Genomic DNA, 26,824 nt, shown 5'->3' on the forward strand with positions numbered 1-26,824 from the left:
GCCGCGGCGCTAATCCGCGTTCTCGAGTTTCGGAACCAGACGTTCCAGCAACTCCCGCAGCACCTCTTCGTCCTCCGGCGCCAATTCGGCCAGCGCCTTGTACGCGCGCACCTGTGAGCCGCGGATCTGCGCGGCCAGCTCACGGCCGGCATCGGTGGACACCAGGTATTTGACGCGCCGATCGGCGGGATTCACCGTGCGCTGGACCAGACCGCGCGATTCCATGCGATCGGCGACACCGGTCAGATTCGACGGGTCGCACGCCATCCGGTCGGCCAGTACCCGCATGGGTAGCTCGGCGGGCGGTTCGTTGAGCGCCAGCAGCAGTTTGGCCTGCGTCAGCGTGAGCCCGTGCCCCTCGGCCGCCGTCAGGAAATCCTGCAGGTAGGCCGAGACGAAGCGCGCGATCAGCAATGCCAGCGGGCTCTGCGCTGTGTCCGGTGACATAGCTCCGATGCTACCCAAACGATTGACAACGGCTATCGTCGACTCCTTAAATACTTGAGGTCTTCAAACATATAGGTCTTCAATTTTCTGGAGGTGGCTGTGGAGCGCAGAGGTTCGCTGCTGACCGGCGTATTGGCCTTCGCGGCGATGATCGTCACGGTCATGCAGACTCAGGCCGTGCCGATTCTGGGCCTGATCGCGACGAAGTTGCAGGTCTCGACCACATCGGTGAGCTGGGTGACCACCGCGACCCTGCTGTCGGCCGCGGTCTTCACGCCGCTGCTGGGCCGCATCGGCGACCTCTACGGCAAGAAGCCCACCCTGCTGGGCGTGCTCGCGGTGGCCACGGCCGGTTCCGCGGTCTCGGCACTGGCGAATTCTCTGAGCGTGCTGCTGGTCGGCCGGGTGCTGCAGGGCGTCGCGACGGCGATCTTTCCGCTGGCCCTGGCCGTCCTCCGGGAGGAGATTCCGGCTCGGCGCCTGCATCACGCGATGGCGATCGTCAGCGGCACACTCGGTTTCGGCGGCGGCCTCGGCCTGGTGTCGACCGGTCTGCTGACCAAGGGGGCCGACCCGGACTACCACATCGTGTTCTGGTTCACCGCGGTGCTGTCGGTGGTGGCACTGGCCGCGGCCGCGGTGGCGGTGCCGGCCACGGGTAAGCGGCATCCGGGCAGCGTCGACCTGCCCGGCGCGGTCACGCTCGGCGGCTTCCTGGTCCTGCTGCTGCTGCCCATTTCTCAAGGGCACGAATGGGGTTGGACCTCCGCGAGCACGATCGCCTGCTTCGCCGGCGCGGTCGCGACGGCGGTGGCCTGGGTGGTAACCGAGCGTCGTGTGCGTACCCCGCTGGTCGATCTGCGGATGTTCACCCACCGGCCGGTGCTGTTCACCAATCTGTCCGGCATGTTCATCGGATTCGCGATGTTCATGCAGTTCATGGGCGTGTCATATCTGGCCCAGATGCCGTCACGGGTGGCCGGCTACGGATTCGGCGCCTCGATCCTGCGCGCCTCGGTCGAATATCTGCTGCCCGCGACACTCTCGTCGATGCTGGCCGCACCGGCCGGCGGAATCCTGGTCGGCCGGCTGGGCGGCCGTCGCGTGCTGGCCCTGTCGGGCGTGATCGGTGCGGCCGGATTCGGCGGGCTGGCACTGGCACACGACGCGACCGGTTCGGTGATCGCCGCGAGCGTGGTGATCGGCGTCGCGATCAGCTTCGCCTACGCGGCGATGCCCGCACTGATCGCGGCGAGCGTCCCGCACCACCAGAGCGGAATCGCCAACGGCATCAATTCGATCTCCCGCACTGTCGGCAGTTCACTGGCCAGCGCCATCATCACCACCCTGCTGACGGCGAAACTGCTGCCGCATCTGCCGCTGCCGCAAGAGAGTCAGTTCACCGTCGCGTTCTGGGTCGGCGCCGCCGCGTGTGCGGCGACCGTGCTGGCCGCCCTGTTCGGCTTGCGACCGGAAGGCCCCGAGGCCGGGGCCGACGAGGTCGAACTCGGCGCGAACGAAACCGCCGGTGGCACAGCATCGTTCGAGCGGCACGAGCTTCCCAGCAGGGTCGGTTGAGATCACCGAGCGCATCCCCCGGCGGTATGGCCGTTCACCGCGCGAACAGCCATACCGCCGTGGCCAGGTGTACCGCCGCCAATCCGACGCAGGTGATCGCCATCGGCGTATTCCGTTGGCGCACACCGATGATCGCGTCGCCCACCTGGGCCAGACCCGCGATCACCAGCACGGGCAGCGTGGCCGCCTCGCCTCCCGCGACCAGCACGGCCACGGTCACCACACTCAGCGGCAGGGCCCGCGCGGCATAGGCGCCGAGAAAGAACGTCGCCGCCGAGGTCAGCTCCTCCCCCTCCGCCAGGGCCAGACGCGGTCGCGCCAGGCCGATCAGGCACGACACACCGGAAATCACGGCCACCAGCGAATTGGCGACCACAGCCAACACCACCATAATCATTCTCTCCACAAATCATTCACAGTCTGAATCGTTCAGGCAAAGATATACTCGTGGGCGTGACGCACGTCAAGACCGCGGTTCCCGCGACGATCGCCTTCCGCCTCGGCACGCTGGGCGCGATCGTGACCGATCGGTTCGCCGTGGCGATCGAGGAATTGGATCTCAAGCCGAAACACGTCGGCGTGCTGGTCGCTCTCGATCACAGCGTCGCCGCCTCACAACAGGATCTGGCGACCCGGCTGGGCGTCGCTCCCAGCCTGGTCGTCGCCCTGGCCGACCATCTCGAACGACTCGGTGCGGTCCGTCGCGATCGCGATCCGGACGATCGCCGGCGCCAGATCCTCACCCTCACCGACCACGGGCGCGCATTGCTCGCCGCGACCGAGGAGCGGGCGCGGCGGCTCGACCGCGAATTCACCGGGTCCTTGACGGCCGCACAGCGCACCGCACTGCAGTCGGCCCTGGCCGTCCTCGCCGCCGACGCGGGGCTACCGGGCGCGGGCGGAGTTCATTCGCCGGGGTGAGCCCTAACCGCCGGCGACCAGGCAGGCATACCCGAGGTGGATGCCGGTGCCGACCGGAAGAACGAGCGTCGCCGCCGGCATCTGCGCCGGCTGGCCGGCCTGCACCGCACTGAGCGTGTGCTGCCCCGGAACCGCCGGAACCCACGTGATGAGCGCATACGCGCCGCCGGGCGGCGCCACGCCGATGGGAGCTCCGTTGTCGTAGAAGGTGACCGGCGCGACCGGATCGGTGACATTCGCCTGCAGCGTGTAACTGCATCCGCTGCCGTAATTGGTGGCGATGCCGAAGTTCATGTCGGGGGTGGCGCCGAGTCTGGTCACCGCGGCGCTCGCCGTCTGCGGGATCGCCACTGCGAACACCGCCGCGGCGCCGAGGATGCCGCCGGCCGCTACGGTGGCGGCCCGACGGCGCACCCGCTGCCGCGGCGGCCCGCTGATCGTCGTCTCGTGCATGATGCCGTCCTCGTCGTAGGCGCCGCAGCGCGAACCGAGACCGTCTGTCGTGCGCGAACATCCCCGACGGCGCCGCACGGTCTGTCGGCACGATACCCCGTAGGCTCGGCCGCGCGGCCCGGTTCGCGGTGTCGATGTCGAGCGATCGGCGGGCCGCAGACGGCGCCCGCACGCGCAGGAGGACGATGGGGCTATGCACCGCACACCGCCGACTCGCGATATCGATGAAGCCAAGCTGGCGGTGACCCCGCCGAAAGAGCAGGCCGCCGGCGTCACGGCCGTCGCGGTCGCCCTCGACCGGGCCGTCGAGGAGATGGGCATCGTTCGCACGGCCCGCACCCTCATCCGGGTCAATCAGCGCCACGGCTTCGACTGCCCCGGCTGCGCATGGCCCGAACCCACCGGCCACCGCCGCCCGGCCGAATTCTGCGAGAACGGGGCCAAGGCCGTCGCCGAGGAGGCGACCCTGCGCACGGTCACGCCGGAGTTCTTCGCCACTCACTCGCTGGACGATCTCGCGGGCAAGACCGGGTACTGGCTGGGGCAGCAGGGACGCCTGACCCATCCGATGGTGTTGCGGCCCGGCGACACCCACTACTCCCCCATCGCGTGGGAGCAGGCCTATCGGCTGATCGCGGACACCCTGCGCGGCCTGGCCTCCCCGGACGAGGCCGTGTTCTACACCTCCGGGCGCACCGCCAACGAGACGGCCTTTCTCTATCAGCTGCTGGTGCGCAGCTTCGGCACGAACAATCTGCCCGACTGTTCGAACATGTGTCACGAATCCTCCGGCGCGGCGCTCACCCGGTCGATCGGCATCGGCAAGGGGTCGGTGTCGATCGACGATTTCGCCGCCGCGGATCTGATCATCGTGGCAGGACAGAATCCCGGCACCAACCATCCGCGCATGCTGTCGGCGCTGAGCACCGCGAAAGCGCACGGCGCCACGGTGATCGCGGTGAATCCGCTGCCGGAGACCGGACTGATCGGCTTCCGGGATCCGCAGACGGTGAAGGGTTTCACCTCCGGCGTCACCATCGCCGACGATTTCCTGCAGATCCGCCTCGGCGGCGATATGGCCCTGTTCCAGGGCCTGGCGAAACTGCTGTTCGACGCGGAGGATCGCGCACCCGGCACGGTGGTGGACCGGGTCTTCGTCGACGCGCACACCGCCGGATTCGCCGAATACGAAAAGCATATGCGCGCAGTCGATCTCGACGAGGTCGTCGAGGCGACGGGTCTGACCCGCGAACAGCTCGACCGCACGGCCGGGCTGCTGGCCCGCTCGAAGTCCACCATCATCTGCTGGGCGATGGGTCTGACACAGCAGCGCCACGGTGTCGCCACCATCGAGGAGGCGACGAATCTGCTGTTGCTGCGCGGCATGATCGGCAAACCGGGCGCGGGCGTCTGCCCGGTACGCGGGCATTCCAACGTGCAGGGCGACCGGACCATGGGCATCTGGGAGAAGATGCCCGAGAGCTTCCTCGACGCGTTGGATTCCGAATTCGGTATCACCGCCCCGCGCGAACACGGCTGGGACACGGTCGATTCCATCCGCGCCATGCGCGACGGGCGCGCCCGGGTGTTCATCGGCATGGGCGGCAACTTCGTCTCGGCGACGCCGGATACCGAGGTCACCGAGGCGGCTCTGCGCGCGTGCGAGCTGACCGTGCAGATTTCGACCAAACTCAACCGCAGCCACGTCGTGCACGGCCGTACCGCCCTGATTCTGCCGACCCTCGGCCGCACCGATCTCGATCTGCAGGACGGGACCAGACAGCAGGTGTCGGTGGAGGATTCGATGTCGATGGTGCATCTGTCCACGGGCCGGCTGCAGCCGGTGAGCGACGATCTGCGCAGCGAGGTCGCGATCGTCTGCGAGCTGGCCGCCGAGTTGTTCGGCCCCGATCACCCCGTGCCGTGGGAGCGGTTCCGGCGCGACTACGACCACATTCGCGACGCCATCGCCCGGGTGGTGCCCGGCTGTGCCGACTACAACCGGAAGGTGCGCGGCCGCAACGGTTTCCAGCTGCCACATCCGCCCCGCGACAACCGCGAGTTCCGCACCGCCTCCGGCAAGGCCAACTTCGCGGTCAACGACCTGCACTGGCCGCGGATCCCGCAGGGGCGGCTGTTGTTGCAGACGCTGCGCAGCCACGACCAGTACAACACCACGATCTACGGCCTCGACGACCGCTATCGGGGCATTCACAACGCCCGCCGCGTCGTGCTGGTGCATCCGGACGATATCGCCGAATTCGGTTTCGCCGACGGCGATCTCGTGGATCTGATCTCCGAATTCAGCGACGGCGTCGAGCGCCGGGTCACCGGTTTCCGGATCGTCGGCTACGCCACGCCGCGCGGCAACGCCGCGGCCTATTACCCCGAAACCAACCCGCTGGTCCCGCTCGACCACGTCGCCGAGCGCTCCAACACCCCGGTGTCCAAGGCGGTCGTGATCCGGCTGGAGCCGCACCGCCACATCACCGCGTGACCGCACGGCGGCACCGACCAGAACTGCGAGGCAGCTTGTGAGCAGAGTAACCGCGCGCAGACCCACCCGGCGCATCACACCCGCCGGCATCGTCTCCCGGCCCGATACGCTGGCCGTGGAGGAGCCGCTGGAACTGCGCGTCGACGGGACGGCGCTGACCGTCACCATGCGCACCCCCGGCCACGACATCGACCTGCTGCACGGATTCCTGTTCAGCGAGAACATCATCGAGTCGGCCGACGACATCGTATCGGCGAGGTACTGCGCGGGCACCGACGACGACGGCCGCAACACCTACAACGTGCTCGATATCCAATTGCGCCGCGCGGTCACCGTCCGGCCCCGCGGATTCGTGACCAACAGTTCGTGCGGGTTGTGCGGCACCACCGCGCTCGATCAGGTGCGCACGCGCAGCCGCTTCCGGCCGCCGGCCGACGCGCCGCGCGTCGATCCGACGCTGCTGGCCACCCTTCCCGGTGAGTTACGTTCGCGTCAGGCGGTTTTCGATGCCACCGGCGGACTGCACGCGGCCGGGCTGTTCACCCCCGACGGCACCGCACTGGTCGTACGCGAGGACATCGGCCGGCACAACGCGGTGGACAAGGTGGTCGGCTGGGCGCTGCGCGAAGGGCGCGTACCGGCTCACGACACACTGCTGATCGTCAGCGGCCGGGCCTCGTTCGAGCTCGTCCAGAAGGCCGTCATGGCGGGCATTCCGGTCCTCGGCGCGGTCTCGGCGCCCAGTTCGCTGGCCGTCGACCTGGCCGCCGACAACGGGCTCACGCTGGCCGGCTTCCTGCGCGGCGACACGATGAACATCTACAGCGGGGTCGACCGGCTCGAGACCGCGCCCGCGGCGGCCACCGGCACCTGAGCCGCGAACCGGCGACCGGATCGACGCAACCCTGCTACCCTGCCAACTAGAACACGTTTCAATTTCCTTGGGAGTTCACATGGCAGCGCAGCAGATCCGCGAAACGGCCGAACGCTACGTGCAGTTGGTGGCCACCGGTCCGACCTCGGAGATCCTGTCGCTCTACGCGCCCGACGCCGTCGTCGAGGATCCGATCGGCAGCGACCCGCGCCACGGTCACGAGGCCATCGGCCAGCTCTATCAGGCGCTGGAGTCGATGGAGCGCAAGACCGAGCTGCACGCCGCCCGGATCGTGGGCAATCACGCCGCCGTCTCGTTCACCCTCGTCGGCGAGGCCGGCGGCCACCGGATGACGCTCTCGGCGATCGACGCCATGGAATTCGACGAGCAGGGCCGGATCACGAGCATGCGGGCCTACTGGGGCCCCGACGACCTGATCAGCGAACAGATCTGAGTCCCGCGACCGCATCGCTGTCACGGTAGGCGTTCCACCTCTTGTTCATCCGTTTTGCCCGGCTTACCGTAAGGCGACAACCGGCGGACGGGAGGGCGCGCGATGCGGATTTCGGTACACGGCACGGGTGAGGGGGTCCGGGTGCGCATGCGCCTGGACGTCGATCGCCGCCGCTGGTTGATCACCAGAATCTCGTTGTGGCTGTTGGCGATCAACGGCGTCGTGGTCGGACTCTGGGCGCTACTGCTGCCGGAACCGTGGTTTCTCCCCGGCTTCGGGCTGAACTGGGTGGGCATGGACGGCCCCTACAACCACCATCTGGCCACCGACGTCGGGGCATTCTTCCTCGGCTTCGGCGCGGTCAGCCTGGCGGCGCTGTACTACCGCGACAGTGTGGTGGCCCGGGTCGCCGGGATCGGCTGGCTGGTCTTCGGAATTCCCCAACTCATCTACCACGCTGCGCACAAGCCGGAACAGATGAGCGGCGGCAATTTCGCCCTCAGCCTGATCGCCGCCGTGCTGCTGCCGGCACTGGCCGCCGCCGTCGTCGTGGCGGCACCCCGGGAGCGCGCGCAACTGCGCGATCCGGCGCCGATGAATATCCGGTTCCCGCGCCGTCGTAGTAGGTGAAGCTACCGCCCAGCCGCCGCCGGGAAAGGCCCGCCGAACAGCAGTAACGGGCTCGCTCCCGTCGGCGATGAGCAAGCATCGGAGAAAAGGTTCAACGGCGAACCACGGAAGGTCAACGGCGATCTTCGGCAACGGGCGCGACGGGGCAACCGGTCGTCACCGCCTCCGACCAGCTCCACGCGCTACCGCCACAACTCGATACTTCTACTGCGAATCCGCGCCGGCATCGACGATGTCGGCGCGGGGAACCACCGCAAGCACCATCAGGGCGTTGAGGAATCCAGCCCGGTCCGCCGCATCCAGGCGGTCGAGCAGCGCTTCTTCCTTGGCCTGGATATCTGCCTGTGCCGCCTGCACCAGGGCCTGCCCCGCCTCGGTCACGGCCAGCAGGCGGGCCCGCCGGTCGGCCGGATCGGGATAGCGCTCGATCAGCCCGCGTTCCTGCAGATCGTCGAGGACGGCGATGATGCGGGTCTTGTCGGCGCCGATCTCCTCCGCGAGCACGCCCTGCCCTCGCGCCGGCCCCCGGCCCAGCGCCAGCAGCACCGAATACGCCCACATCGTCAGCCCGTGCGATTCGAGTACCGGCCGCTCGGCCGCCATCAGGGCACGTCCGAGCGGCACGATCATCGCCGCCAGATCGGGTCGCTGCGCATCCGCCATGCCGAACAAGATACGTGCTCGCCGGTCCGCTTCCGCCGCGGTCCGGCCGACTTCGCCGGCGCCGCCGGGAGCTCGGGCGCCGGGATACGCAATTCCATTGGGCGAACGCCTATTTCGCGCCTACCGGCCACGACGGCGATCGGCCCAGCAGGCCGAGGATCCGAGCGAGCGGATCGGAGGGGTCGGTATTCGGCACCGCGGGCGCGAACGCCGAACCCGGCTGCAAGCGAAAGTCTCCGTCGGGCACCGCCTCGGCGATCCGCAGCGCGGGCTCCGCCAGCTCCGGATCCAGCTCGTAGGGCAGACCGATCGCCCGGGCCACATCCCACCCGTGCACGACGTAGTCGATGAGATGGAAGCCGATGGCCTGATCGCCCGCAGCGGTGAACCCGGGCCCGAATTCCGGAAGTGCGAAATCCCTTTCCAGCACACCGGTTTCGGAGAAGGCCGCCGTCACATCGGCCGCCGCCTCGCGATACACCGCCACCGGATCCGCCGGCGGATCCAGCTGCCAGACGGCCGGATCGCCACCGTGGCCACGCGCGGCGGCCGCGAAGCCGCGGTGCTGCGCGGCCATATGGGTGAGCAGTTGGGTCAGATCCCATTCGCCACAGGGTGTGGGCCGGTGCAGATCGCCACGGGCCACCTTCGACACGATCGTCACGCTGTAGTCGACCGCCTTGCGATCGAGTTCGGAAATACTAGTCATGAACTTATCGTATGCTGGCGCTGATCATATGTCTACGCTTATGACTTCCTGGCTCACCGCGACTACGCTCGGGATTGATGAGACCGGCATCACATTTCTGCCCCGTCACATCGACGGACGGCGTCTCGTCCAAGGGGTGAACCGTCTTCCGAAGGGAGAATCATGAGTGCCACCCGCATCCCCCCGGTGCCGCCGCAGCAGGCGGGCCCACTGACCCGGTTCATGTACCGCGTCGGCAAGCGCAGGTTCGGCGAGGTGCCCGAGCCGATGGCCGTGCTCGCCAATCATCCGAAAATGCTCACGGCGTACGCGGCCCACGAGTCTTTGGTCGGCCGCGCCACCTCCGTCGTCCCCGACGATGTTCTCGAGATCGCGGTCTACCGGGTGGCCTGGACGATCGGCTGTTCCTGGTGCGTCGATTTCGGCACGATGCTCATGCGGCTGAGCCACCTCGATATCGACAAACTGAAGCAGATCGCGGACTACCAGACCTCGGCGGCCTACAGCGCGGACGAGCGCGCCGCGATCGCCTACGCCGACGCCATGACCGCCACTCCCACCACGGTCACCGATGAGCAGATCGAGGACCTGCGGGCCCGCTTCGGCGACGCGGGCGTGGTGGAGTTGAGTTACCAGATCGCGCTGGAGAATTCCCGCGCCCGAACATATTCCGCGCTCGGCATCACCGCGCAGGGCTTCAGCACCGATTCCTGTCGAGTGCCCTGGGCGCAGGACTGAGCGAGAAGCGATTCCGGATCGCGGGCACGAAAAAGGGGCGGGAGGTTCAGACCTCCCGCCCCTTTCGCAGCTTTCGGAAATGCTCCGGCGGTCAGGCCGACTTCTCGCGGCGCTCGGCCGCCTGGCGCTTGCGCGGCACGATGGTCGGCAGCACGTTGTCGTTGACCGTCTCGGCGTTGATGACCACCTTGGCCACATCGTCGCGGCTGGGGATGTCATACATCACCGGCAGCAGCACTTCTTCCATGATGGCGCGCAGACCGCGAGCGCCGGTGCCGCGCAGGATGGCTTGATCGGCCACGGCCTCCAGCGCGTCCTTGGTGAACTCCAGGTCCACACCGTCCATCTCGAACAGCCGGACGTACTGCTTCACCAGAGCGTTCTTCGGCTCGGACAGGATGCGGACCAGCGAATCCTTGTCCAGGTTGGTCACCGAGGCGACCATCGGCAGGCGGCCGATGAATTCGGGGATAAGACCGAACTTGATCAGATCCTCCGGCATGACCTCGGCGAAGTGGTCCGCGGTGTCGATCTCGGCCTTGGACCGGACCTCGGCGCCGAAACCGATGCCGCGCTTGCCGACCCGGTCCTGCACGATCTTCTCCAGTCCGGCGAAGGCGCCGGCCACGATGAACAACACGTTCGTCGTGTCGATCTGGATGAACTCCTGATGCGGGTGCTTGCGCCCGCCCTGCGGCGGCACGCTCGCCTGGGTGCCCTCCAGGATCTTCAGCAGCGCCTGCTGCACGCCCTCACCGGAGACGTCACGGGTGATCGACGGGTTCTCGCTCTTGCGGGCGATCTTGTCGACTTCGTCGATGTAGATGATTCCGGTCTCGGCCCGCTTGACGTCGTAATCGGCGGCCTGGATCAGCTTGAGCAGAATGTTCTCGACGTCCTCGCCGACATAGCCGGCCTCGGTCAGCGCGGTGGCGTCCGCGATGGCGAAGGGGACGTTGAGCATCTTGGCCAGCGTCTGCGCGAGGTAGGTCTTACCGCAGCCGGTGGGGCCGAGCATGAGAATGTTCGACTTCATCAGCTCGACCGGCTCGCCGCGGCTGTCGCGGCCCTTGTCACCGGCCTGGATGCGCTTGTAGTGGTTGTAGACGGCCACCGCCAGCGTGCGCTTGGCCGAATCCTGGCCGATCACGTACTGCTCGAGGAATTCCCGGATCTCGGCCGGCTTGGGCAGCTCGTCGAGTTTGACCTCACTCGACTCCGCCAGCTCCTCTTCGATGATCTCGTTGCAGAGGTCGATGCACTCGTCGCAGATGTACACCCCTGGTCCCGCAATGAGCTTCTTGACCTGCTTCTGACTCTTTCCGCAGAACGAGCATTTCAGCAGATCGCCGCCATCACCGATGCGCGCCATCTCGTGGGTCCCTACTTCCTTGTCCGCGTGCAACCGTCTGTCCCGGATGCCGACAAGCCGCCTTCGAACAACGCTACCCGCCGTGCATCCGATCAGTGTCGCGCGTCGATCGGATTCTCGCACTTCGGCGTATGTCGTCCGGGTCGGTCGTTTGTGCCGACACCCCATGAGCCAAGGTCCCTAGACCGACCGTACCCGGTCGACGCGACGGAGGTCGACAACTCGAGGATGTTTCTCGCGGAGAGAGTGTCGGAAAGCTCACCCAACACGCTCGCCACGACCCATCCCGGCTGCCGATCCGGGCGGTGCCGACCTCGCTCCGCCGCCCGGACCAGCGTCCGCGGAGCCCGCTCGCGAGCTCCGCGGCGGGGTCACTTCTTCTGGGCGCTCAGCTTGCGGTAGTCGAACACCGTGTCGATGATCCCGTAGTCCTTGGCCTCGTCGGCGGTCAGGATCTTGTCGCGATCGGTGTCCTTGCGGATGGTGTCGGCGTCCTTGCCGGTGTGGCGGGCCAGCGTGGTCTCCATCAACCGGCGCATGCGCTCGATCTCGGCAGCCTGGATCTCCAGATCGGAGACCTGGCCCTGGATGCCACCCTCCAGCGACGGCTGGTGGATCAGCACGCGGGCGTTGGGCAGGCAAGCCCGCTTACCCGGAGTGCCGGCCGCCAGCAGCACCGCCGCCGCCGAGGCCGCCTGGCCCAGGCAGACCGTCGCGACATCGGCACGCACGTACTGCATGGTGTCGTAGATGGCCATCAGCGAGGTGAAGGAACCACCGGGCGAGTTGATGTACATCGTGATGTCGCGGTCGGGATCCAGCGACTCCAGCACCAGCAGCTGCGCCATGATGTCGTTGGCCGAGGCGTCGTCCACCTGCACGCCGAGGAAGATGATGCGCTCCTCGAACAGCTTGTTGTACGGGTTGGACTCCTTGACGCCGAAGCTCGAGTGCTCGATGAACGACGGCAGAATGTAGCGGGCCTGCGGGCTCGCCGGTGCGATACCGGACAGACCGGCACGCGGATCGATCAGGGTCATCTTCTTCTCCAAAGTCGATGGGGGATGAGCGGTTTCGCGCTCAGTTACCGGCGCCGTTCGCCTGCCGTGCATTGGTGATCACGTGGTCGATGAAGCCGTACTCCAGGGCCTGGGCCGCGGTGAACCAGCGGTCGCGGTCGGCGTCGGCGGTGACCTGCTCCACGGACTGGCCGGTGTGCAACGCCTGCAGCTCGTTCAGTTCCCGCTTGGTGTGGGCGAGCTGTTCGGCGTAGATCGAGATGTCGGCCGCGCTGCCGCCGATGCCGGCGGAGGGCTGGTGCATCATGATCCGGGTGTGCGGCAGCGCGTAACGCTTGCCCTTGGTGCCCGCGGTGAGCAGGAACTGGCCCATCGAGGCCGCCAGGCCGAACGAGATGGTCGCGATATCGCACTCGGCGAACTGCATGGTGTCGTAGATGGCCATACCCGCGGTGACCGACCCACCGGGCGAGTTGATGTAGAGCGAGATGTCGCGGTTCGGGTCCTCGGCCGTGAGCAGCAGGATCTGCGCGCACAGCTTGTTGGCGATGTCGTCGTCGACCTGGGTGCCCAGGAAGATGATGCGGTCGCGGAGCAAACGCTCGTACACCGAATCACTGAGGTTGAGCCCAGCAGTCGCGGATGTCATGACCGGCCCCGACTTCAAAGGTGCCACAGCCTGATTGATTGTCACGGATACCTGCCCTCTCTCGCCGGCACGATGCCTGCCGGCACAGCCTCTGTCCAATATGCGGTCTTCCGGGGCCCTTCGTGGTTACGCAAGCTACCGCCTCCGTCCCCGACGCTCGACCGCGGCCTGATTCGGTTGACACAAACCCTAACGAAACAAGGCGGCACCGAACTCCCGGTACCGCCTTGCTTCGCTTACAGCTGACTCATATGTCGCCGATGGCTACTCGGCGGCGTTCTCGGCGCCCTCGGAATCGGACACCGCCTCGGCGGGCTCACCGAACATCTCGGCGGTGTCGACCGCGTTGCCCTCGGTGTCGGTGACCTTGGCCTTGATCACCACGCCGGCCAGCGCCTTACCGCGGCGCACGTCGGCGAAGATCGCGCCGAGCTGCCCGGCCTGCTGGATCTGCTGGATGAACTGTTCCGGCGCCATGCCGTAGCGCTGCGACTGGAACAGGATCCGCTCGGTCAGCTCCTGCTGGCCGACCTCGGTGTTCTCCGCTTCGGCGACCGCGTCCAGCAGCAGCTGGGTCTTCACCGACTTCTCGGCGGCCTCCTTGGAGTCCTTGTCGAACTCCTCGCGGGTGCTGCCCTGGGCCTCGAGCGCCTCGGCGAACTTCGCCTCGTCGTGGTCGAAGCCGTGCACCGCGTCGTGCAGCACGGCGTCGACCTCGGCCTGCACCGCGGCCTCGGGCAGCGGCACCTCGGTCTTGTCCAGCAGCGCCTCGAGCACCTTGTCCCGGATCTCGCCGGCCTGCTGCACCTTCTTGCTCTGCTCGACCCGCTTGCGCAGGTCTTCCTTCAGCTCGTCGATGGTGTCGAATTCGCTTGCCATCTGGGCGAATTCGTCGTCGGCCTCGGGCAGCTCGCGCTCCTTGACCGAGTTCACCTTCACGGTGATGACGGCTTCCTTACCGGCGTGCTCGCCGGCCACCAGGGTGGAGGTGAAGTCCTTGGACTCCTCCGCCTTCAGGCCGACGAGGGTGTCGTCGAGGCCCTCGATCAGCTGGCCGGAGCCGACCTCGTGCGACAGCCCGGAGGTGGTCGCCTCGGAGACCTCTTCGCCGTCCACGGTGGCCGACAGGTCGATGGAGACGAAATCACCCTCCTGCACGGCGCGCTCGACGCTCTTCAGGGTGCCGAAGCGCTGGCGCAGCGACAGCAGCTGCTGCTCGATGTCCTCGTCGCCGATGCTCAGCGGATCGACGGTGACCTCGATGCTCTCGAAGTCGGGCAGCGCGATCTCGGGACGGACGTCGACCTCGGCGGTGAAGGCCAGTTCGTCGCCGTCCTCGATCTTGGTGATCTCGATTTCCGGCTGGCCGAGCACCTTCACCTCGGAGGCGGTGACGGCCTCGCTGTAGCGCGCCGGCAGCGCGTCGTTGACGACCTGCTCCAGGATGGCGCCGCGACCGAGGCGGGCCTCGAGCAGCTTGGCCGGGGCCTTGCCCGGGCGGAAGCCGGGAATGCGAACCTGCTGCGCCAGCGCCCGGTACGCCTTGTCGAAGTCCGGCTTCAGCTCCTCGAAGGGCACCTCGACATTGATGCGGACCCGGGTCGGGCTCAGCTGCTCGACGGTGCTCTTCACGGACATGCTCCTTGTTCGTTGTTCACTGGTCTGTGTGGCCGCCGGACGGAGGTGTGATCCGCCGGCGACGATGTTCGGGTGCCGTGTGACGACGGCGTCGTTTCCCCCCGAAATCGCATCCCGATCAGGGTAGTCGACACCGGCCTGCACCCGACAATCGGCTATCCCACGTCCGGCGGGCGGGACTCAGCCGACCTTCACGGCATCGGTGACGAACACCAGGGTCTCGTTGGGCTTGACGCCCTGCCCGCCCTGGCCGTAGCCGAGGTCCGGCGGGATGATCAGCAGGCGGCGGCCGCCCTGTTTGATGCCGATCAGACCCTGGTCCCAGCCCGGGATGACCTCACCGGTGCCGAGGGTGAGCGGGAAGGTCTGGCCGCGATCGAAGGAACTGTCCAGCTTCTTCTTGTCCGACCAGGTGACCAGCGAATAGTTCATCTCCACCGGCCGGCCGCTCGCCGCCGCCGGGCCGGTGCCCTCGACGAGATCCTTGGTGACCAGCTGCTTCGGCGGATCGCAGTTGTCGGGAATGGTGATGGTCGGCGCCTGGCCGAAGCCGCCGGTGACGCCGATGTCGTCGGCGGTGCATTCGCGGCCGTGGCTCGCCGTCGGAGCCGCGGCGGCCGAGGTCGCGGCCGGGGCGTGGGTGCCGGGCGCGGTGGTCGACGGGCTCGCCGAGTTGTTGTCGTTGCCCCCGCAGGCGGTGAGGGCGACCGCGGCCACCGCGACGGCGGCCGAGCCGATGATCCTGGCCAAAGTCTGCATGCGCGGCACCCTAATCGGTGCGCACGGCGCTCTCGCGGTGGGCCCGGTAGCCTGGCCTCGAGTCTCCATCCGATGCGGTTACCGAACACCCCAGTGTGAGGAGCACGATCGTGACCGACTTGGCGAGTTCGGAAGGACGGGTCCCGGCCACCGATCCGACCGGAGCCGATACGGCGGCCGACAATACCGGCGGCAGCGGTGGCGCCACGATCGCGCCCGAACCGTATCGGCTGGCCGAGGTTCCCGGCCCGCTGTCACCGGACGAACTCGCCGATCTGGACGCGTGGTGGCGCGCGGCGAACTATCTCGCGGTGGGCCAGATCTATCTGACGGACAATCCCCTGCTGCGCACCCCGCTGACGGCCGAGCACATCAAACCGCGGCTGCTGGGGCACTTCGGAACCGTGCCGGGACTGAATCTGGTGTGGGCACATGCCAATCGGGCGATCCGGGCCCGCGATCTGGACGCGGTCTTCGTCGCCGGACCCGGCCACGGCGGCCCCGGACCCAACGCGTGTGCCTGGCTGGAAGGCACGTATTCCGAGCTGTACAGCAATATTTCGCGCGACGCGACAGGAATGGGCGCGCTGTTCGCGCAGTTCTCCTATCCCGGCGGCGTACCCAGCCACTGCGCGCCGGAGACGCCGGGCTCCTTCCACGAGGGCGGCGAACTCGGCTACTCCCTGTTGCACGCCTACGGCGCCGCGCTCGATCACCCCGACCTGACCGTGTTCTGCGTGGTCGGCGACGGCGAGGCCGAAACCGGGCCGCTGGCGACCAGCTGGCACGCGAACAAATTCCTGAATCCGGCGCGCGACGGCGCGGTACTGCCGATTCTGGCGCTCAACGAATACAAGATCGCGAATCCGACCCTGCTGGCCCGCATTCCGGAAGCCGAACTGCTCTCGCTGCTGCACGGTTACGGCTACGACCCGATCATCGTCGCCGGGCACGACCCGGCGACCGTTCACCAGGCGATGGCCGCGGCGCTGGATCGCAGCCTGGACCGCATCGCCGAATTCCAGCGCGCCGCGCGCGAGAGCGCCGACGGCACCCGTCCCCGCTGGCCGATGATCGTGCTGCGCACGCCGAAGGGCTGGACGTGCCCGCCGGTGGTCGACGGCGACCGCGTCGAGGGCACCTTCCGCGCCCATCAGGTCCCGCTCCCGGCCGCGCGTACCGACGACGATCACCGCCGCGTGCTCGGGCAGTGGCTGCAGTCGTATCGCCCCGCGGAACTCTTCGACGAGGACGGCCGGCCGTATCCGCAGTTGCTGCGCCAGGTTCCCCCGGGGCCGCGGCGGATGAGTGCCAATCCGGTGGCCAACGGCGGCGCCACGATGCAGGATCTGCGACTACCCGACTGGCGCCGCTACGGCGTCGAGGTTCCCGCGCCGGGCGCCACCTCGCACGAGGCCACCCAGGTGCTGGGCACCTGGCTGCGCGATATCACCGACGCCAATCGCGACAATTTCCTGATCTTCGCACCCGACGAATTGGCCAGTAACCGGCTTCAGGACGTGCTCACCGTGACGGGCCGCAATTGGCAGGCCGAAATCGGCGAATTCGATGTGAAATTGGACCGCCGCGGCCGCGTGATCGAGGTGCTCTCGGAACATATGTGCCAGGGCCTGCTGGAGGGATATCTGCTCACCGGACGGCACGGCGTCTTCACCTGTTACGAGGCGTTCATCCACATCGTCGACGCGATGTTCAACCAGCACGCGAAATGGCTGGACGCCAGTGGCGCGGTGCCGTGGCGCCGGCCCATTCCGAGCCTCAATTATCTGCTGACCTCTCATGTGTGGCGGCAGGATCACAACGGATTCACCCATCAGGACCCCGGTTTCCTCGATGTGGTGATGAACAAGCAGCCGTCGATCGTGCGCGTCTATCTGCCGCCGGACGCCAATACGCTGCTGTCGACCTACGACCATTGCCTGCGCTCCCGCCATTACGTGAACGTGGTGGTGGCCGGCAAACAGCCGCAGGCGGATTGGCTGTCGATCGAAGAGGCGAGGCTGCATTGTGCCCGCGGCGCCGGAATCTGGGAATGGGCCGGCCACAACGACGAGTCGGGCACGACACCCGATGTGGTGCTCGCCTGCGCCGGTGACATACCTACTCTGGAGACGCTGGCGGCCGCCGCCATTCTGCGAGAACGGCTGCCGCAGTTGCGCATTCGCGTGGTGAACGTGATCGATCTGATGCGGCTGCTGCCGGCGGACGAACATCCGCACGGCCTGCCCGATCGCGAATTCGACACCCTGTTCACCCGGGATCGGCCGATCATCTTCGCCTTCCACGGCTATCCCTGGCTGATCCACCGGCTCACCTATCGGCGCACCAACCACTCCGAGTTGCACGTGCGCGGATACAAGGAGAAGGGCACCACCACGACTCCGTTCGACATGGTGATGCTCAACGACCTCGACCGCTATCACCTGGTGATGGACGTGATCGACCGGGTTCCGGGGCTGGGCACCCAGGCGGCCGGCCTGCGCCAGGAAATGGCCGACGCCCGGTTGGCCGCGCGCATCTGGACGCGCGAGCACGGCGCCGATATTCCGGAGGTGGCCGACTGGCGCTGGCCGTACGGCCGATAACCCTCGTCGTACCCGTCGAACAGCGCGGGCGGCCGTTCGGAGTTAGGCTCCGCATGTGCCCGCCGGGACGGGGGTGCGAACGAGGAACGGAAATACCGCATGGAACTGCGCTCTACCCCCGCGGTGGTCCCCGCCGTGCCGCCTGTCGATCCGACGCCCGCGGGCACGGCATCGTTCACCTTGCATTTCACGGGTTATCTCTATGCCGTCGGATTGCGCGACGCCTTCGCCGATCTGATCGCACGCCACGAACAGTTGCGAACGGTATATCCGATGCCCGGCTCGAGTGCCGCGCCCCGGGTTTTGTCCGCGACCACCGCGGTGTTGCCGCGACTGGTGCCGACGCCGGTGCCCGCCGCCGAATTATCGGCGGCGATCACCGAATTCGTGGAGACGGAAACGGCGGCGCCACTGTCGGTTCCGGTGCGGGCGAGAACTTTCCGGCCGCTCGGCGACGCCGAGGAGATTCCGCAACATCTGCTGGTGGTGATTCTGCGGCGGGCCGCGGTCGACCGCGTATCGCCGGCCCGGCTAGCACGCGATCTCATGACCGCCTACGCCGCCCGCCGCCGCAATCTCATCCCGGCCTGGGACACGGGGCGCCCCACGCATCGGCTGACCGTCCACGAACTCCAGGGCGTACGGCTCATCGAAGCCGGCGGCGAGCGCTTCGCGGACACCTACCGCTGAACCTCAGCCGGCGGCGAGTACCTCGGTGAGCCGGTCCAGAAACGGCCGCTGACCGGCGACGATCTTCTCGCGAGCGAGTTCCGGTTCGAGCCACTCGACCCGATCGATCTCCGGGAACCTCTGCATCCGACCGGATCTCGGCGGCCACTGCATCTCGAAGGTGCCGGGGACCACCTGCTCCGGATCCAGGTCACCGGCCACGGCCCACACGGTGACCTGCTTGCGGGAACGACCGCTGCCGTACTGCGACTCCCCCAGCGCGATCCACTCGCCCTCGGGCACGGGCAGGCCCAGTTCCTCCGTAAACTCCCGCGCCGCGGCGGTCCGGGCATCCTCGGAATCCGGCTCGTACTCCCCCTTCGGCACCGACCAGGCGCCGGCATCCTTGCGTGCCCAGTACGGACCACCCATGTGCCCGAGCAGGACCTGCAGCCGCGGAGCCTGCCGGAACAGCAGAACGCCCGCACTGTATTTCGACGCCGTGGCCATGGTCGCAGTCTGCCGTACCGGACGGGGGTCGTGGCGGTACAGGGCCGCCACCGCCGCCCTGTACCGCCCGGATTACCGGGTCGGCGCCGTCAGGTCGTACACCTTGGTGCCGCCGACATCGGTGGCCGCGTAGGTACTCTCCACCCACTGGGCGATCCGGCTCGCCTCCGACGTCGCACCCGATCCCGGGCCGCGGCGCTCGGAACCGACGAAGTAGTGGATCCGTCCCTGTGCGACATCGGCACGGAATCGATCGAGGGTCGGGGACGGATCGCCGCCACCGAAGCCGCCGATCGGCATGACCGCGTAACCCGAATCGAGCTGCAGGTCCGCGGCACCCATCGAGCTGATGGCCGCGGCCGCCCACGTGTACCCGGCGCCGTTGTTCTTCAGCAGATCGATCAGCTGCTGATTCGTCCGCTGCCCCATACCCGGACCGGCCGGACGGTCGGCGGCACCGCGTTCCGTGGCACCGGGTCCGGCGGCCGCCGGGTCGCCCGGTCGCGACATCCGGCCCGGTTGTGCGGGAGATCGGTTGGCGCCGGCCGAATCCGAGCCGTCGTCCGCCGGCCCGCCGCCGGGCCCCGCCGGGGCACATCCGCTCGGCCCGGCGGGACCACACGCGCCGGCCGGCCCGTTCGGTCCGAAACCGAATCCGAAGCCACCGCTGGTCTTCGGTCCGGCGAGGACGATGCCGCCGTTGTGGGCGGAGGCGATGGTCTGGGTCGAATAGGCCACCGGTGCGGCGATCGCGACGAGCACCGCGAGAACGGCCGTCCAGGCCGCCGTCCGGCGCGGCTGCGGTATCACCAGCGCGACGGTCGCGACCGCGCCCGCCACGCCGACGATCCACCGCAACCACGGCACGAAATCCGGAGTGCGATCGAGCACGATCACCGCTGTGACCGTGGTCAGCGCGGTGGCCGCGGCCAGCACGACGCGGACGCCGAGCCGATCACGCTGCCGCCACAGCACCACCGCCCCGATCGCGGCCGCGCCGGCGACACCGGGTGCCAGGGCGACGGTGTAGTACTGGTGGAAGATTCCCTTCATGAAGCTGAACACCAGGGCGGTGACCAGCGCCCAGCCGCCCCACAGCAGCAGTGCGGCGCGCCGGGTATCGGTGCGGGACGTCTTGCCGCACAGCACGACAGCCGCGACGCACAGGATCAGCGCCGCCGGAATCAACCAGGCGATCTGACCGCCGACCGTCTCGCTGAACAGTCGCGTGATCCCGGCCTCCGAACCGAACGACGGCCCGTGGCCGCGGCCGCCGGGTCCGGGCGGACCGCCGAACCCACCGCCGGAATCAACCCCGAGTCGCTGCAGCCCGTTGTAGCCGAGGGTCAGCTCGATGATCGAATTGTGTTTCGAACCACCGAAGTACGGCCGTGAATCGGCCGGCCACAACTGCGCGACCAGCACCCACCAGCCGGCGCCGACCACCACCGCGGCTCCGGCGGCCAGCAACTGCAGCAAGCGCTTACCCAGCCGGGGCGGCCCGGCGAACAGATAGGTCAGCGCCAGCGCGGGCACGACCAGCAGCACCTGCAACTGCTTGGCCAGGAATCCGAGTCCGACGAAGCCGCCGCACAGCAGCAGCCAGCGCCACCGGCCGTCCTCCAGGGCACGCGTCATCGCCCATACGGCGGCGATCATCAGCAGAACCAGCAGCGCGTCCGGGTTGTTGTAGCGGAACATCAGCGTGGCCACCGGCGTCACCGCCAGCGCGAGCCCGCCGAGCAACCCGGCGCCGGGGCCGAAGGTCCGGCGTAGCGTCGACCAGAGCAGGGCGACCGCGGCGACCGCGATCAGCACCTGCGGGATCAGCATGCTCCAGCTGTTCATCCCGAAGAGTCGGGCCGAGATCTCCATCGGCCACAGCGACGCCGGCGTCTTGTCGACGGTGATCGAATTGCCCCAGTCCGAGGAACCGAAGAAGAACGCCTTCCACGATTTCGCCCCGGACTGCACCGCGGCGGCATAGAAGGAATTGGCCCAGCCGTTCGCGCTCAGATTCCACAGATAGGCGATCGCGGTGCCGCCCAGCAGCGCGGCTAGTCCCAGATACTCCCACGGCAGGCTCCGGGTCCCGCCCCGGCCGGGCGTCGCCACCCCGTCCGCGGGGCGGCCGGGCGCGATAGCAGTTTCGGTCATGGCTGCCATGATGGTCGGCCGTGCCCCCGCTGTGCTGGGACGCCGCTGGGAGAAACCTGTGAACCCGCCCCGTGACATCCCCCGCCGCCCGGTCATCAACACCGGTTGTCGAGGAGAGAACCGTCACCCTCGCGCGATGGGGGAGAAACGGCCCCGACGGGATAGTCTTAACCGGGAGTATCGGTTATTCGTACTCCCTCCGTCGTGGATGTCTACTCTTCGCGTCGGCCACCCAGCGGTCAGCCTTCGTGCGGGCCACGAAGCTCAGCGTCGCTGCAACCGCGGCTCCGCTGCCAACCCAGCGCCGCTGCGGTTCACCTCTGCTGCTCGAAAGGCACCACGACTACTCATGACGACTCGTTCATCGACGCCTGCCGCCACCTTCGACACTCTCGGCGTCGGCGCGCCCCTGTTGCGCGCGCTGGCCGCGCAGGGTTTCAGCGCACCGTTGCCGATTCAGGCCGCTACGCTTCCGGACACGCTGGCCGGCCGCGATGTGCTCGCTCGCGGGCGTACCGGCAGCGGTAAGACCCTCGCCTTCTCGATTCCCATGGTCGACCGGCTGCACCGGCTCGGTCACCGGCGCCTCCCGGGCCGCCCCGCGGGTCTGGTGCTGGCGCCCACCCGCGAGCTCGCCACTCAGATCGCGGCGACTCTCGAACCGCTGACCGATGCGTGCGAGTTGCGGGTGGTGACGGTGTTCGGTGGCGTGCCGCAGGCCCGGCAGGTCCGCGAATTGCGTTCGGGCGCGGATATCGTCGTCGCCTGCCCGGGCCGCCTGGAGGATCTGATCAAACAGGGCCTGGTCGCCCTGGACGAGGTGCGGATCACCGTGTTGGACGAGGCCGACCACATGGCCGATCTCGGCTTCCTGCCCGGTGTCACCCGAATCCTCGCCGCGACCCCGGCCGACGGTCAGCGGATGCTGTTCTCCGCCACCCTGGATAACGGGGTGAACAAGCTGGTGCAGCGCTTTCTGCGAAACCCGTTGTCACACACCGTCGACGAGGCCCACTCCCCGGTGCCCGCGATGACCCACCACGTCTTCGAGATCGGCGACAGCGAGGCCAAGCGCGAACTGGTCCACACCCTCGCCTCCGGAACCGGGCGGCGAATTCTGTTCATGCGCACCAAACATCACGCGCGACGGCTGGCCAAGCAGCTCACCACCGCCGGAATTCCGGCCGCCGATCTGCACGGCAATCTGTCGCAGGTCGCACGCGACCGCAATCTGGCGGCCTTCGCCGACGGCACCACACGCGTGCTGGTCGCGACCGATATCGCCGCCCGCGGCGTCCACGTCGACGACGTCGAACTCGTCGTGCACGTCGATCCGCCCGCCGAGCACAAGGCCTACCTGCACCGCTCCGGGCGCACCGCCCGCGCCGGCAGCAGCGGCGACGTGGTGACGATCATGCTGCCGGAACAGCGCAAGGACGTCGCGGTCCTGCTGCGCAAGGCCGGACTCGACGTCCGCCCGCAACAGGTGCGTCCGGATTCCGCTCAGGTCACCGCACTGGTCGGCACGGTCGCCGCGCCGGTGGCTCCCACCGCCTCGAAACCCGGACGCGCCGAACAGAATTCACGCCGTCCCGCCTCGGGCGCCGACAGCCCGTCTCGCAGGCCGAGGCGGAGCCGCGGCCCGGCGGCGCGGAGCGAACGCCGCGAATCCGCGAACCACAGCGCCGCGACGGTATCCGCGGGCCGCACGGCAGCCGGACGCCACCGATCCGGGCACGACGGCGACCGAATGACGACGGCCACCACGGATACCGCGGCCGGCGGCCGAACCACGGCAGCGCGAAACCGGCGCACCACCGTCGGCGAGCGCCCGGCCGCATCGGACAACGGACGCGCGGGCGCGCGCACGGGTCGCGGACACCGGGGCACCGCCGACGTGCCCGCCCGCACAGGTGGCAAACCCGCGCGTGAACGCACGGCGGCGGCCCCCGGCCGGACCGAGCGCGGCTCGTCCGCCCGCTCGACCGGCGGAACGAAACATGTTCAGGCGCATGCTCGTTCGGCCGGATCACCGCGGCCGGCGCGCGGCAATCGATAAGGAACTTCCACCGACCGGCGGTCCCGGCAGGCGAGCGCTCACCCATCCGGGTGAACGTCGCGGCCGGGACGCCGCCGGCGGGTTCGGTGATCCTCGACCGGCTATCCGGTCAGTTTCAATCCCACGACGCTCGCAACGATCAACAGCAGCAGAGCGATCTTCACCAGCGACGCTTGTTCGGTCCCGGTGACCATCGCGTACAGCACGGTGAGCGCGGCCCCGATGCCTACCCACACCGCGTAGGAGGTGCCCACGGGCAGAGTGCGCATCGCATAGGCGAGACCCGACATCGAGGCCACCAGCGCAGCCGCGAAGACGACCGACGGCACGATGCGGGTGAAGCCGTGTGATTTCCCCAGCGCGGTGGCCCAGACGGCCTCGAAGACTCCGGACAGCACCAATACGATCCAGGCCATAGCCGGCATTCCCTTCGGAAATACCGTCTTGTCGGGGTCCGGGTACGGTTGCGATCGTCCGGTCGGCCGCAGAACGCGGCCTCACAATTCCAGCGCCCACGACCGGGCGAAAATTCCCGGTCGTCCGTGGTCGGGATGACAGGATTTGAACCTGCGACCCTCCGCTCCCAAAGCGGATGCGCTACCAAGCTGCGCTACATCCCGTTTCCGTCCAGCGGCTCCGCTGGCGCCTCCCGATGGACGGGATCCGGCGGCCGGGGATTGCCGACAATCCCCTCATCGGAGCGGGTGACGGGAATCGAACCCGCACCATCAGCTTGGAAGGCTGAGGTTCTACCATTGAACTACACCCGCAGGCATACGACACCAATGGGATCGCCACGATGTCGTCTGCGTGTAGGACTGTACCGAACTTCACTTCCGGAATGCCAATCGCACACCCGGTTTTCGCACGGCGCGTCCGCCGGACTGCGCACCGGCGCTCCCGGCTCCCTCCGCAGCCGGCCCACAGCGACTGCACAGCAACCGCGTCGGCCGGTCGAGGTGGCGCCTTCCGAGCGTTCACGGCACGACCGCCGTCACCGCCGAAGGCAAGGTCGCCACCGGCGGTCGGGCGCACCCATCCGCCGCCGCCTGTTCCCACACCTGGGCACAACCCGGTGCCGCAGCGACCCCCACGCGCAGGCGGAGCATCGAACGTTCACTCCACGACCGAACCTCGCCAGCTCGCTGTGATACTCGTCACCAGCGACTCGCCGCCGCCGCTCGATCCGGTGCGATGTCGAGCCCTCTGGCCTGCGATAAGAACGATTCGCGAAGACGCGCCCACCCGCGGGTGAACGTCGGCGCCAACACACCGGGCGCGACACGCTGGGGCAAGGTGTAACGCCGCAGGCCCGGCGTCGATCACACTGCCGATCGCCATTCGCGACGTATCGGAACAGGTTGTAAAACAGCGTTTTTCGGTGCCGAGTGGCTTGCTAGGATCCTTTTTGCCGGACGGGGGTATCTGGAAAGGGGGCGGTGAGCGTGCGCCGAAGGTGTACTCGACCGCGAAGCAGTGAGCGCGTTCCGGAGGGCGTGACCGGCCGGAGCGCCGGCGTCGACGACGTCTGCGCGAGGTGATCGGCGATGCCTGCCGAACTCGACACGCAGACCGCCGCCATCGTGGCGGCGACGACACGGGACTGGGTTCGTGCCGTCTATCCCGGCAGCGGGCTGACAGTCGGTCCGGAACACCTCGAGCAGGTGTTCGCGGCCATCGTCGACGAATTGTTGAATCTTGCACAGTCCGAACCGTTTCCGGTATCCGCCGCCCGCGCGATCGGGCGACGGCTGGCCGAGGCGCCCCTCGACCGCACCCGCATGCTCGCTCCTGCCACCAGAGCGCTGCTGGGCTTCGCGCCGGGTGATTCCGGCTCCCTGGTGGCGACCCGGTGGCCGTTCGTGGCCAGCCATGCCATCGACAGCTATGCCGAGGCCCTACAGCAGCGCGCCCTGGCCCAGCAGGAGCGGAATCTGACGGCGGCGGTTTCGGTGCGAGTGCAGGAGATCGCCGCGCTGCAGGACCGGCTGCGGCACGAGGCGACGCACGACGCGCTCACCGACCTCGCCAACCGCTCCCTGCTGCAGGAGCGGGTGCGGCTGATGGCCACCGACCACACCCGCGGTGTCGGCTTGCTGCTGATCGATCTGGACGATTTCAAGCAGATCAACGACGGCTACGGCCATTCCGTCGGCGACGAGGTGCTGGTGGAGATCTCGCGGCGGCTGCGGGCGGCCTGCCCGGACGAAACGGTCGTATGCCGCTACGGCGGCGACGAATTCGTCATCGCCCTGCCCGCCCGCCGCAATACGCTCGCCGAGGTGGCGATGCGCGTGCTGACCGCCCTGCACGATCCGGTGCCGACCGATGCCGGGCCGGTGCCGGTGTCCGCGAGCGTCGGCACGGCGTTCTCCCCGCCCGGACGTCCGTGCGACTTCTCCGATCTGCTGCGCAGCGCGGACCGGGCGATGTATTCGGCCAAGACGGCCGGCAAGCGGCAGTTCGCACTGTCCGAACTGAGCGATTCCGACGGCGAGCCGGGCGGTTACGGCGCCGCCCGACTCGACTACGACGCGGCCGTCGCAGGCTGAGAGCAAGCCTCGGGCAAACCGTCGACGCGTACCCTGGTCGATGTGTGGCTCCTGCTGATTCTTCTGGTCGTCGTGCTGATCGCGTTCGTCGCGATGGCGGTCGCGGGGCGTTCGAACCAACGCACCCGGGAGAACAACCAACTCGCCGACGCGAAGGCCGATGCCCGCCGGTTGACCGAACGCCTCGGCGGCCAGGTCTACAACCTCACGGGGACCGATCAGGCCTCCAAGCAGGCGCTCGCGGATGCGGGTGAACGGCTCAACGCCGCCGGCTCGCAGATCGATCAGGCCACCACCGTCACCCAGGCGCGGCTGGCCAAGGAAACCGCGATCGAGGGCCTGTACTACGTGCGCGCGGCGCGGACCGCGATGAATCTCGACCCCGGCCCACCGGTCCCCGAACTGGACGGGCAGCGGTCCGCCGGACGCGTCACCGAGGACCGCACCGTCGACTTCGACGGCCGCCGCATCGAGGCATCGCCCACACCCTCCCCGCAAACTCCGAACTACTACCCGGGCGGCCGGGTCGCCGGTCGTCCGGTGCCGGCCGGCTGGTACTCCGAGCCGTGGTGGAAGACCGCACTGGTGGCCGGTGCCTGGGGCGTGGGCTCGGTGCTGCTGTTCGACGCGCTGTTCGGCGGCATGCACGGCGTCGGTTACGGCGCGGCCGGCTTCGAAAACGGTTACGGCGCAGGGTATGACGCCGGATTCGACGCGGGGCAGGACGCCGGTCAGGATCCCGGGCAAGGCTTCGACGGCGGTGACCAGGGCGGATACGACACCGCCGGATACGACGGCGGCGGCTACGACCAGCGCGGCGGGTACGACGGCGGCGGCTTCGATGGGGGCGGCTTCTTCGACGGCGGGGGA

25 protein-coding genes, 2 tRNA genes and 1 riboswitch are annotated in these 26,824 nt (G+C 68.2%); of the genes, 12 read left to right on the plus strand and 15 right to left on the minus strand.

Translation table 11 applies throughout. From position 1 onward, the window contains the following. Positions 1–9: 9 nt before the first annotated feature. The gene (locus A5789_RS06980; RefSeq protein WP_030512732.1) at positions 10–447 is read right to left on the minus strand and encodes a MarR family winged helix-turn-helix transcriptional regulator; all 438 of its coding nucleotides are present in this window, start codon (positions 445–447) and stop codon (positions 10–12) included. Positions 448–546: 99 nt separating this feature from the next. On the opposite strand from A5789_RS06980, the gene A5789_RS06985 reads away from it, so the two are divergent. Continuing rightward, entirely contained in the window at positions 547–2,025 is a 1,479-nt protein-coding gene (locus A5789_RS06985) for an MFS transporter (RefSeq protein ID WP_227462927.1), read from the plus strand. Positions 2,026–2,059: 34 nt separating this feature from the next. Here A5789_RS06985 and A5789_RS06990 read toward each other — a convergent pair whose 3' ends face one another. Next, positions 2,060–2,416, minus strand: a complete 357-nt coding sequence (locus tag A5789_RS06990; RefSeq protein ID WP_063017677.1) for a hypothetical protein — start codon at positions 2,414–2,416, stop codon at positions 2,060–2,062. A 62-nt stretch (positions 2,417–2,478) separates the two neighbouring features. Here A5789_RS06990 and A5789_RS06995 point away from each other — a divergent pair, with 62 nt between their 5' ends. After that, complete coding sequence (locus tag A5789_RS06995; RefSeq protein WP_064901631.1) at positions 2,479–2,946, plus strand: MarR family winged helix-turn-helix transcriptional regulator; 468 nt, start codon at positions 2,479–2,481, stop codon at positions 2,944–2,946. A gap of 3 nt (positions 2,947–2,949) precedes the next feature. Here the strand turns inward: A5789_RS06995 and A5789_RS07000 are convergent, their stop codons facing one another. After that, positions 2,950–3,399, minus strand: a complete 450-nt coding sequence (locus tag A5789_RS07000; RefSeq protein ID WP_155525730.1) for a hypothetical protein — start codon at positions 3,397–3,399, stop codon at positions 2,950–2,952. 193 nt (positions 3,400–3,592) lie between these two features. On the opposite strand from A5789_RS07000, the gene A5789_RS07005 reads away from it, so the two are divergent. From A5789_RS07005 to A5789_RS07020, 4 genes are all read left to right on the plus strand, one after another. Next, a complete protein-coding gene (locus A5789_RS07005) occupies positions 3,593–5,896 on the plus strand; it encodes an FdhF/YdeP family oxidoreductase (protein ID WP_064901624.1) in 2,304 nt (767 codons plus the stop codon). A 37-nt stretch (positions 5,897–5,933) separates the two neighbouring features. Then, a complete protein-coding gene (gene fdhD, locus A5789_RS07010) occupies positions 5,934–6,770 on the plus strand; it encodes a formate dehydrogenase accessory sulfurtransferase FdhD (RefSeq protein WP_063018955.1) in 837 nt (278 codons plus the stop codon). A 79-nt stretch (positions 6,771–6,849) separates the two neighbouring features. Continuing rightward, positions 6,850–7,224, plus strand: coding sequence for a nuclear transport factor 2 family protein (locus tag A5789_RS07015; RefSeq protein WP_030512726.1), 375 nt, complete (start codon positions 6,850–6,852; stop codon positions 7,222–7,224). 102 nt (positions 7,225–7,326) lie between these two features. Next, positions 7,327–7,854 carry a hypothetical protein gene (locus tag A5789_RS07020; RefSeq protein WP_064901625.1) on the plus strand — a complete coding sequence of 176 codons (528 nt, stop codon included), beginning with the start codon at positions 7,327–7,329 and terminating at the stop codon, positions 7,852–7,854. 204 nt (positions 7,855–8,058) lie between these two features. On the opposite strand, the gene A5789_RS07025 is transcribed toward A5789_RS07020, so the two are convergent. Together A5789_RS07025 and A5789_RS07030 are read right to left on the minus strand one after the other, a co-directional pair. Continuing rightward, positions 8,059–8,517, minus strand: a complete 459-nt coding sequence (locus A5789_RS07025) for a MarR family winged helix-turn-helix transcriptional regulator (protein ID WP_063018949.1) — start codon at positions 8,515–8,517, stop codon at positions 8,059–8,061. Between the two features lie 109 nt (positions 8,518–8,626). Further along, positions 8,627–9,226: a TIGR03086 family metal-binding protein gene (locus A5789_RS07030; protein ID WP_063018947.1), complete on the minus strand. Its 600-nt coding sequence runs from the start codon at positions 9,224–9,226 to the stop codon at positions 8,627–8,629. 162 nt (positions 9,227–9,388) lie between these two features. Here A5789_RS07030 and A5789_RS07035 point away from each other — a divergent pair, with 162 nt between their 5' ends. Then, on the plus strand, positions 9,389–9,964 hold the full coding sequence (locus tag A5789_RS07035) for a carboxymuconolactone decarboxylase family protein (protein WP_063018945.1): 576 nt from the start codon (positions 9,389–9,391) through the stop codon (positions 9,962–9,964). Between the two features lie 91 nt (positions 9,965–10,055). Here A5789_RS07035 and clpX read toward each other — a convergent pair whose 3' ends face one another. The 5 genes from clpX to A5789_RS07060 all read right to left on the minus strand — a co-directional run bounded on the left by clpX (position 10,056) and on the right by A5789_RS07060 (position 15,401). Continuing rightward, positions 10,056–11,336: an ATP-dependent Clp protease ATP-binding subunit ClpX gene (gene clpX / locus A5789_RS07040; RefSeq protein WP_063001068.1), complete on the minus strand. Its 1,281-nt coding sequence runs from the start codon at positions 11,334–11,336 to the stop codon at positions 10,056–10,058. Positions 11,337–11,707: 371 nt separating this feature from the next. Beyond that, positions 11,708–12,376, minus strand: a complete 669-nt coding sequence (locus tag A5789_RS07045; protein WP_062962775.1) for an ATP-dependent Clp protease proteolytic subunit — start codon at positions 12,374–12,376, stop codon at positions 11,708–11,710. Between the two features lie 40 nt (positions 12,377–12,416). Beyond that, positions 12,417–13,004: an ATP-dependent Clp protease proteolytic subunit gene (locus tag A5789_RS07050; RefSeq protein WP_062962776.1), complete on the minus strand. Its 588-nt coding sequence runs from the start codon at positions 13,002–13,004 to the stop codon at positions 12,417–12,419. A gap of 264 nt (positions 13,005–13,268) precedes the next feature. Continuing rightward, complete coding sequence (tig, locus tag A5789_RS07055) at positions 13,269–14,636, minus strand: trigger factor (RefSeq protein WP_063018961.1); 1,368 nt, start codon at positions 14,634–14,636, stop codon at positions 13,269–13,271. 186 nt (positions 14,637–14,822) lie between these two features. Next, a complete protein-coding gene (locus A5789_RS07060; RefSeq protein WP_063018943.1) occupies positions 14,823–15,401 on the minus strand; it encodes an FKBP-type peptidyl-prolyl cis-trans isomerase in 579 nt (192 codons plus the stop codon). Positions 15,402–15,511: 110 nt separating this feature from the next. Here A5789_RS07060 and A5789_RS07065 point away from each other — a divergent pair, with 110 nt between their 5' ends. Next, the gene (locus A5789_RS07065; protein WP_369817453.1) at positions 15,512–18,007 is read left to right on the plus strand and encodes a phosphoketolase; all 2,496 of its coding nucleotides are present in this window, start codon (positions 15,512–15,514) and stop codon (positions 18,005–18,007) included. Between the two features lie 99 nt (positions 18,008–18,106). After that, entirely contained in the window at positions 18,107–18,697 is a 591-nt protein-coding gene (locus A5789_RS07070; protein WP_063018942.1) for a hypothetical protein, read from the plus strand. A 3-nt stretch (positions 18,698–18,700) separates the two neighbouring features. On the opposite strand, the gene A5789_RS07075 is transcribed toward A5789_RS07070, so the two are convergent. Continuing rightward, positions 18,701–19,186 carry an NUDIX domain-containing protein gene (locus A5789_RS07075; RefSeq protein ID WP_063018940.1) on the minus strand — a complete coding sequence of 162 codons (486 nt, stop codon included), beginning with the start codon at positions 19,184–19,186 and terminating at the stop codon, positions 18,701–18,703. A 72-nt stretch (positions 19,187–19,258) separates the two neighbouring features. Beyond that, entirely contained in the window at positions 19,259–21,343 is a 2,085-nt protein-coding gene (locus A5789_RS07080; protein ID WP_082940512.1) for a glycosyltransferase family 39 protein, read from the minus strand. A 349-nt stretch (positions 21,344–21,692) separates the two neighbouring features. Between A5789_RS07080 and A5789_RS07085 the strand changes: the two genes are divergently transcribed. Then, a complete protein-coding gene (locus A5789_RS07085) occupies positions 21,693–23,402 on the plus strand; it encodes a DEAD/DEAH box helicase (RefSeq protein ID WP_082940513.1) in 1,710 nt (569 codons plus the stop codon). A 101-nt stretch (positions 23,403–23,503) separates the two neighbouring features. Here A5789_RS07085 and A5789_RS07090 read toward each other — a convergent pair whose 3' ends face one another. The 3 genes from A5789_RS07090 to A5789_RS07100 all read right to left on the minus strand — a co-directional run bounded on the left by A5789_RS07090 (position 23,504) and on the right by A5789_RS07100 (position 24,172). Beyond that, positions 23,504–23,818, minus strand: coding sequence for a multidrug efflux SMR transporter (locus A5789_RS07090; RefSeq protein ID WP_063017527.1), 315 nt, complete (start codon positions 23,816–23,818; stop codon positions 23,504–23,506). A gap of 17 nt (positions 23,819–23,835) precedes the next feature. Further along, a riboswitch (guanidine-III (ykkC-III) riboswitch) is annotated at positions 23,836–23,903 on the minus strand. 42 nt (positions 23,904–23,945) lie between these two features. Beyond that, positions 23,946–24,022 (minus strand) — tRNA-Pro (locus A5789_RS07095). Between the two features lie 79 nt (positions 24,023–24,101). After that, positions 24,102–24,172 (minus strand) — tRNA-Gly (locus A5789_RS07100). A 777-nt stretch (positions 24,173–24,949) separates the two neighbouring features. Here A5789_RS07100 and A5789_RS07105 point away from each other — a divergent pair. Together A5789_RS07105 and A5789_RS07110 are read left to right on the plus strand one after the other, a co-directional pair. Further along, positions 24,950–25,954, plus strand: coding sequence for a GGDEF domain-containing protein (locus A5789_RS07105; protein WP_063017525.1), 1,005 nt, complete (start codon positions 24,950–24,952; stop codon positions 25,952–25,954). A 93-nt stretch (positions 25,955–26,047) separates the two neighbouring features. Beyond that, a partial coding sequence (locus A5789_RS07110; protein ID WP_064927160.1) for a GA module-containing protein occupies positions 26,048–26,824 on the plus strand: 777 nt, incomplete at its 3' end.

It is taken from the genome of Nocardia sp. 852002-51101_SCH5132738 (assembly GCF_001665695.1).
GTDB lineage: Bacteria > Actinomycetota > Actinomycetes > Mycobacteriales > Mycobacteriaceae > Nocardia > Nocardia nova.

Coding starts and splice junctions, on each gene's coding strand:
- A5789_RS06980 (WP_030512732.1), bottom strand. CDS start 447: ATGTCACCGGACACAGCGCAGAGCCCGCTGGCATTGCTGATCGCGCGC.
- A5789_RS06990 (WP_063017677.1), bottom strand. CDS start 2,416: ATGGTGGTGTTGGCTGTGGTCGCCAATTCGCTGGTGGCCGTGATTTCC.
- A5789_RS07000 (WP_155525730.1), bottom strand. CDS start 3,399: ATGCACGAGACGACGATCAGCGGGCCGCCGCGGCAGCGGGTGCGCCGT.
- A5789_RS07005 (WP_064901624.1), top strand. CDS start 3,593: ATGCACCGCACACCGCCGACTCGCGATATCGATGAAGCCAAGCTGGCG.
- A5789_RS07015 (WP_030512726.1), top strand. CDS start 6,850: ATGGCAGCGCAGCAGATCCGCGAAACGGCCGAACGCTACGTGCAGTTG.
- A5789_RS07020 (WP_064901625.1), top strand. CDS start 7,327: ATGCGGATTTCGGTACACGGCACGGGTGAGGGGGTCCGGGTGCGCATG.
- A5789_RS07025 (WP_063018949.1), bottom strand. CDS start 8,517: ATGGCGGATGCGCAGCGACCCGATCTGGCGGCGATGATCGTGCCGCTC.
- A5789_RS07030 (WP_063018947.1), bottom strand. CDS start 9,226: ATGACTAGTATTTCCGAACTCGATCGCAAGGCGGTCGACTACAGCGTG.
- A5789_RS07035 (WP_063018945.1), top strand. CDS start 9,389: ATGAGTGCCACCCGCATCCCCCCGGTGCCGCCGCAGCAGGCGGGCCCA.
- clpX (WP_063001068.1), bottom strand. CDS start 11,336: ATGGCGCGCATCGGTGATGGCGGCGATCTGCTGAAATGCTCGTTCTGC.
- A5789_RS07045 (WP_062962775.1), bottom strand. CDS start 12,376: ATGACCCTGATCGATCCGCGTGCCGGTCTGTCCGGTATCGCACCGGCG.
- A5789_RS07050 (WP_062962776.1), bottom strand. CDS start 13,004: ATGACATCCGCGACTGCTGGGCTCAACCTCAGTGATTCGGTGTACGAG.
- A5789_RS07060 (WP_063018943.1), bottom strand. CDS start 15,401: ATGCAGACTTTGGCCAGGATCATCGGCTCGGCCGCCGTCGCGGTGGCC.
- A5789_RS07070 (WP_063018942.1), top strand. CDS start 18,107: ATGGAACTGCGCTCTACCCCCGCGGTGGTCCCCGCCGTGCCGCCTGTC.
- A5789_RS07075 (WP_063018940.1), bottom strand. CDS start 19,186: ATGGCCACGGCGTCGAAATACAGTGCGGGCGTTCTGCTGTTCCGGCAG.
- A5789_RS07080 (WP_082940512.1), bottom strand. CDS start 21,343: ATGACCGAAACTGCTATCGCGCCCGGCCGCCCCGCGGACGGGGTGGCG.
- A5789_RS07085 (WP_082940513.1), top strand. CDS start 21,693: ATGACGACTCGTTCATCGACGCCTGCCGCCACCTTCGACACTCTCGGC.
- A5789_RS07090 (WP_063017527.1), bottom strand. CDS start 23,818: ATGGCCTGGATCGTATTGGTGCTGTCCGGAGTCTTCGAGGCCGTCTGG.
- A5789_RS07105 (WP_063017525.1), top strand. CDS start 24,950: ATGCCTGCCGAACTCGACACGCAGACCGCCGCCATCGTGGCGGCGACG.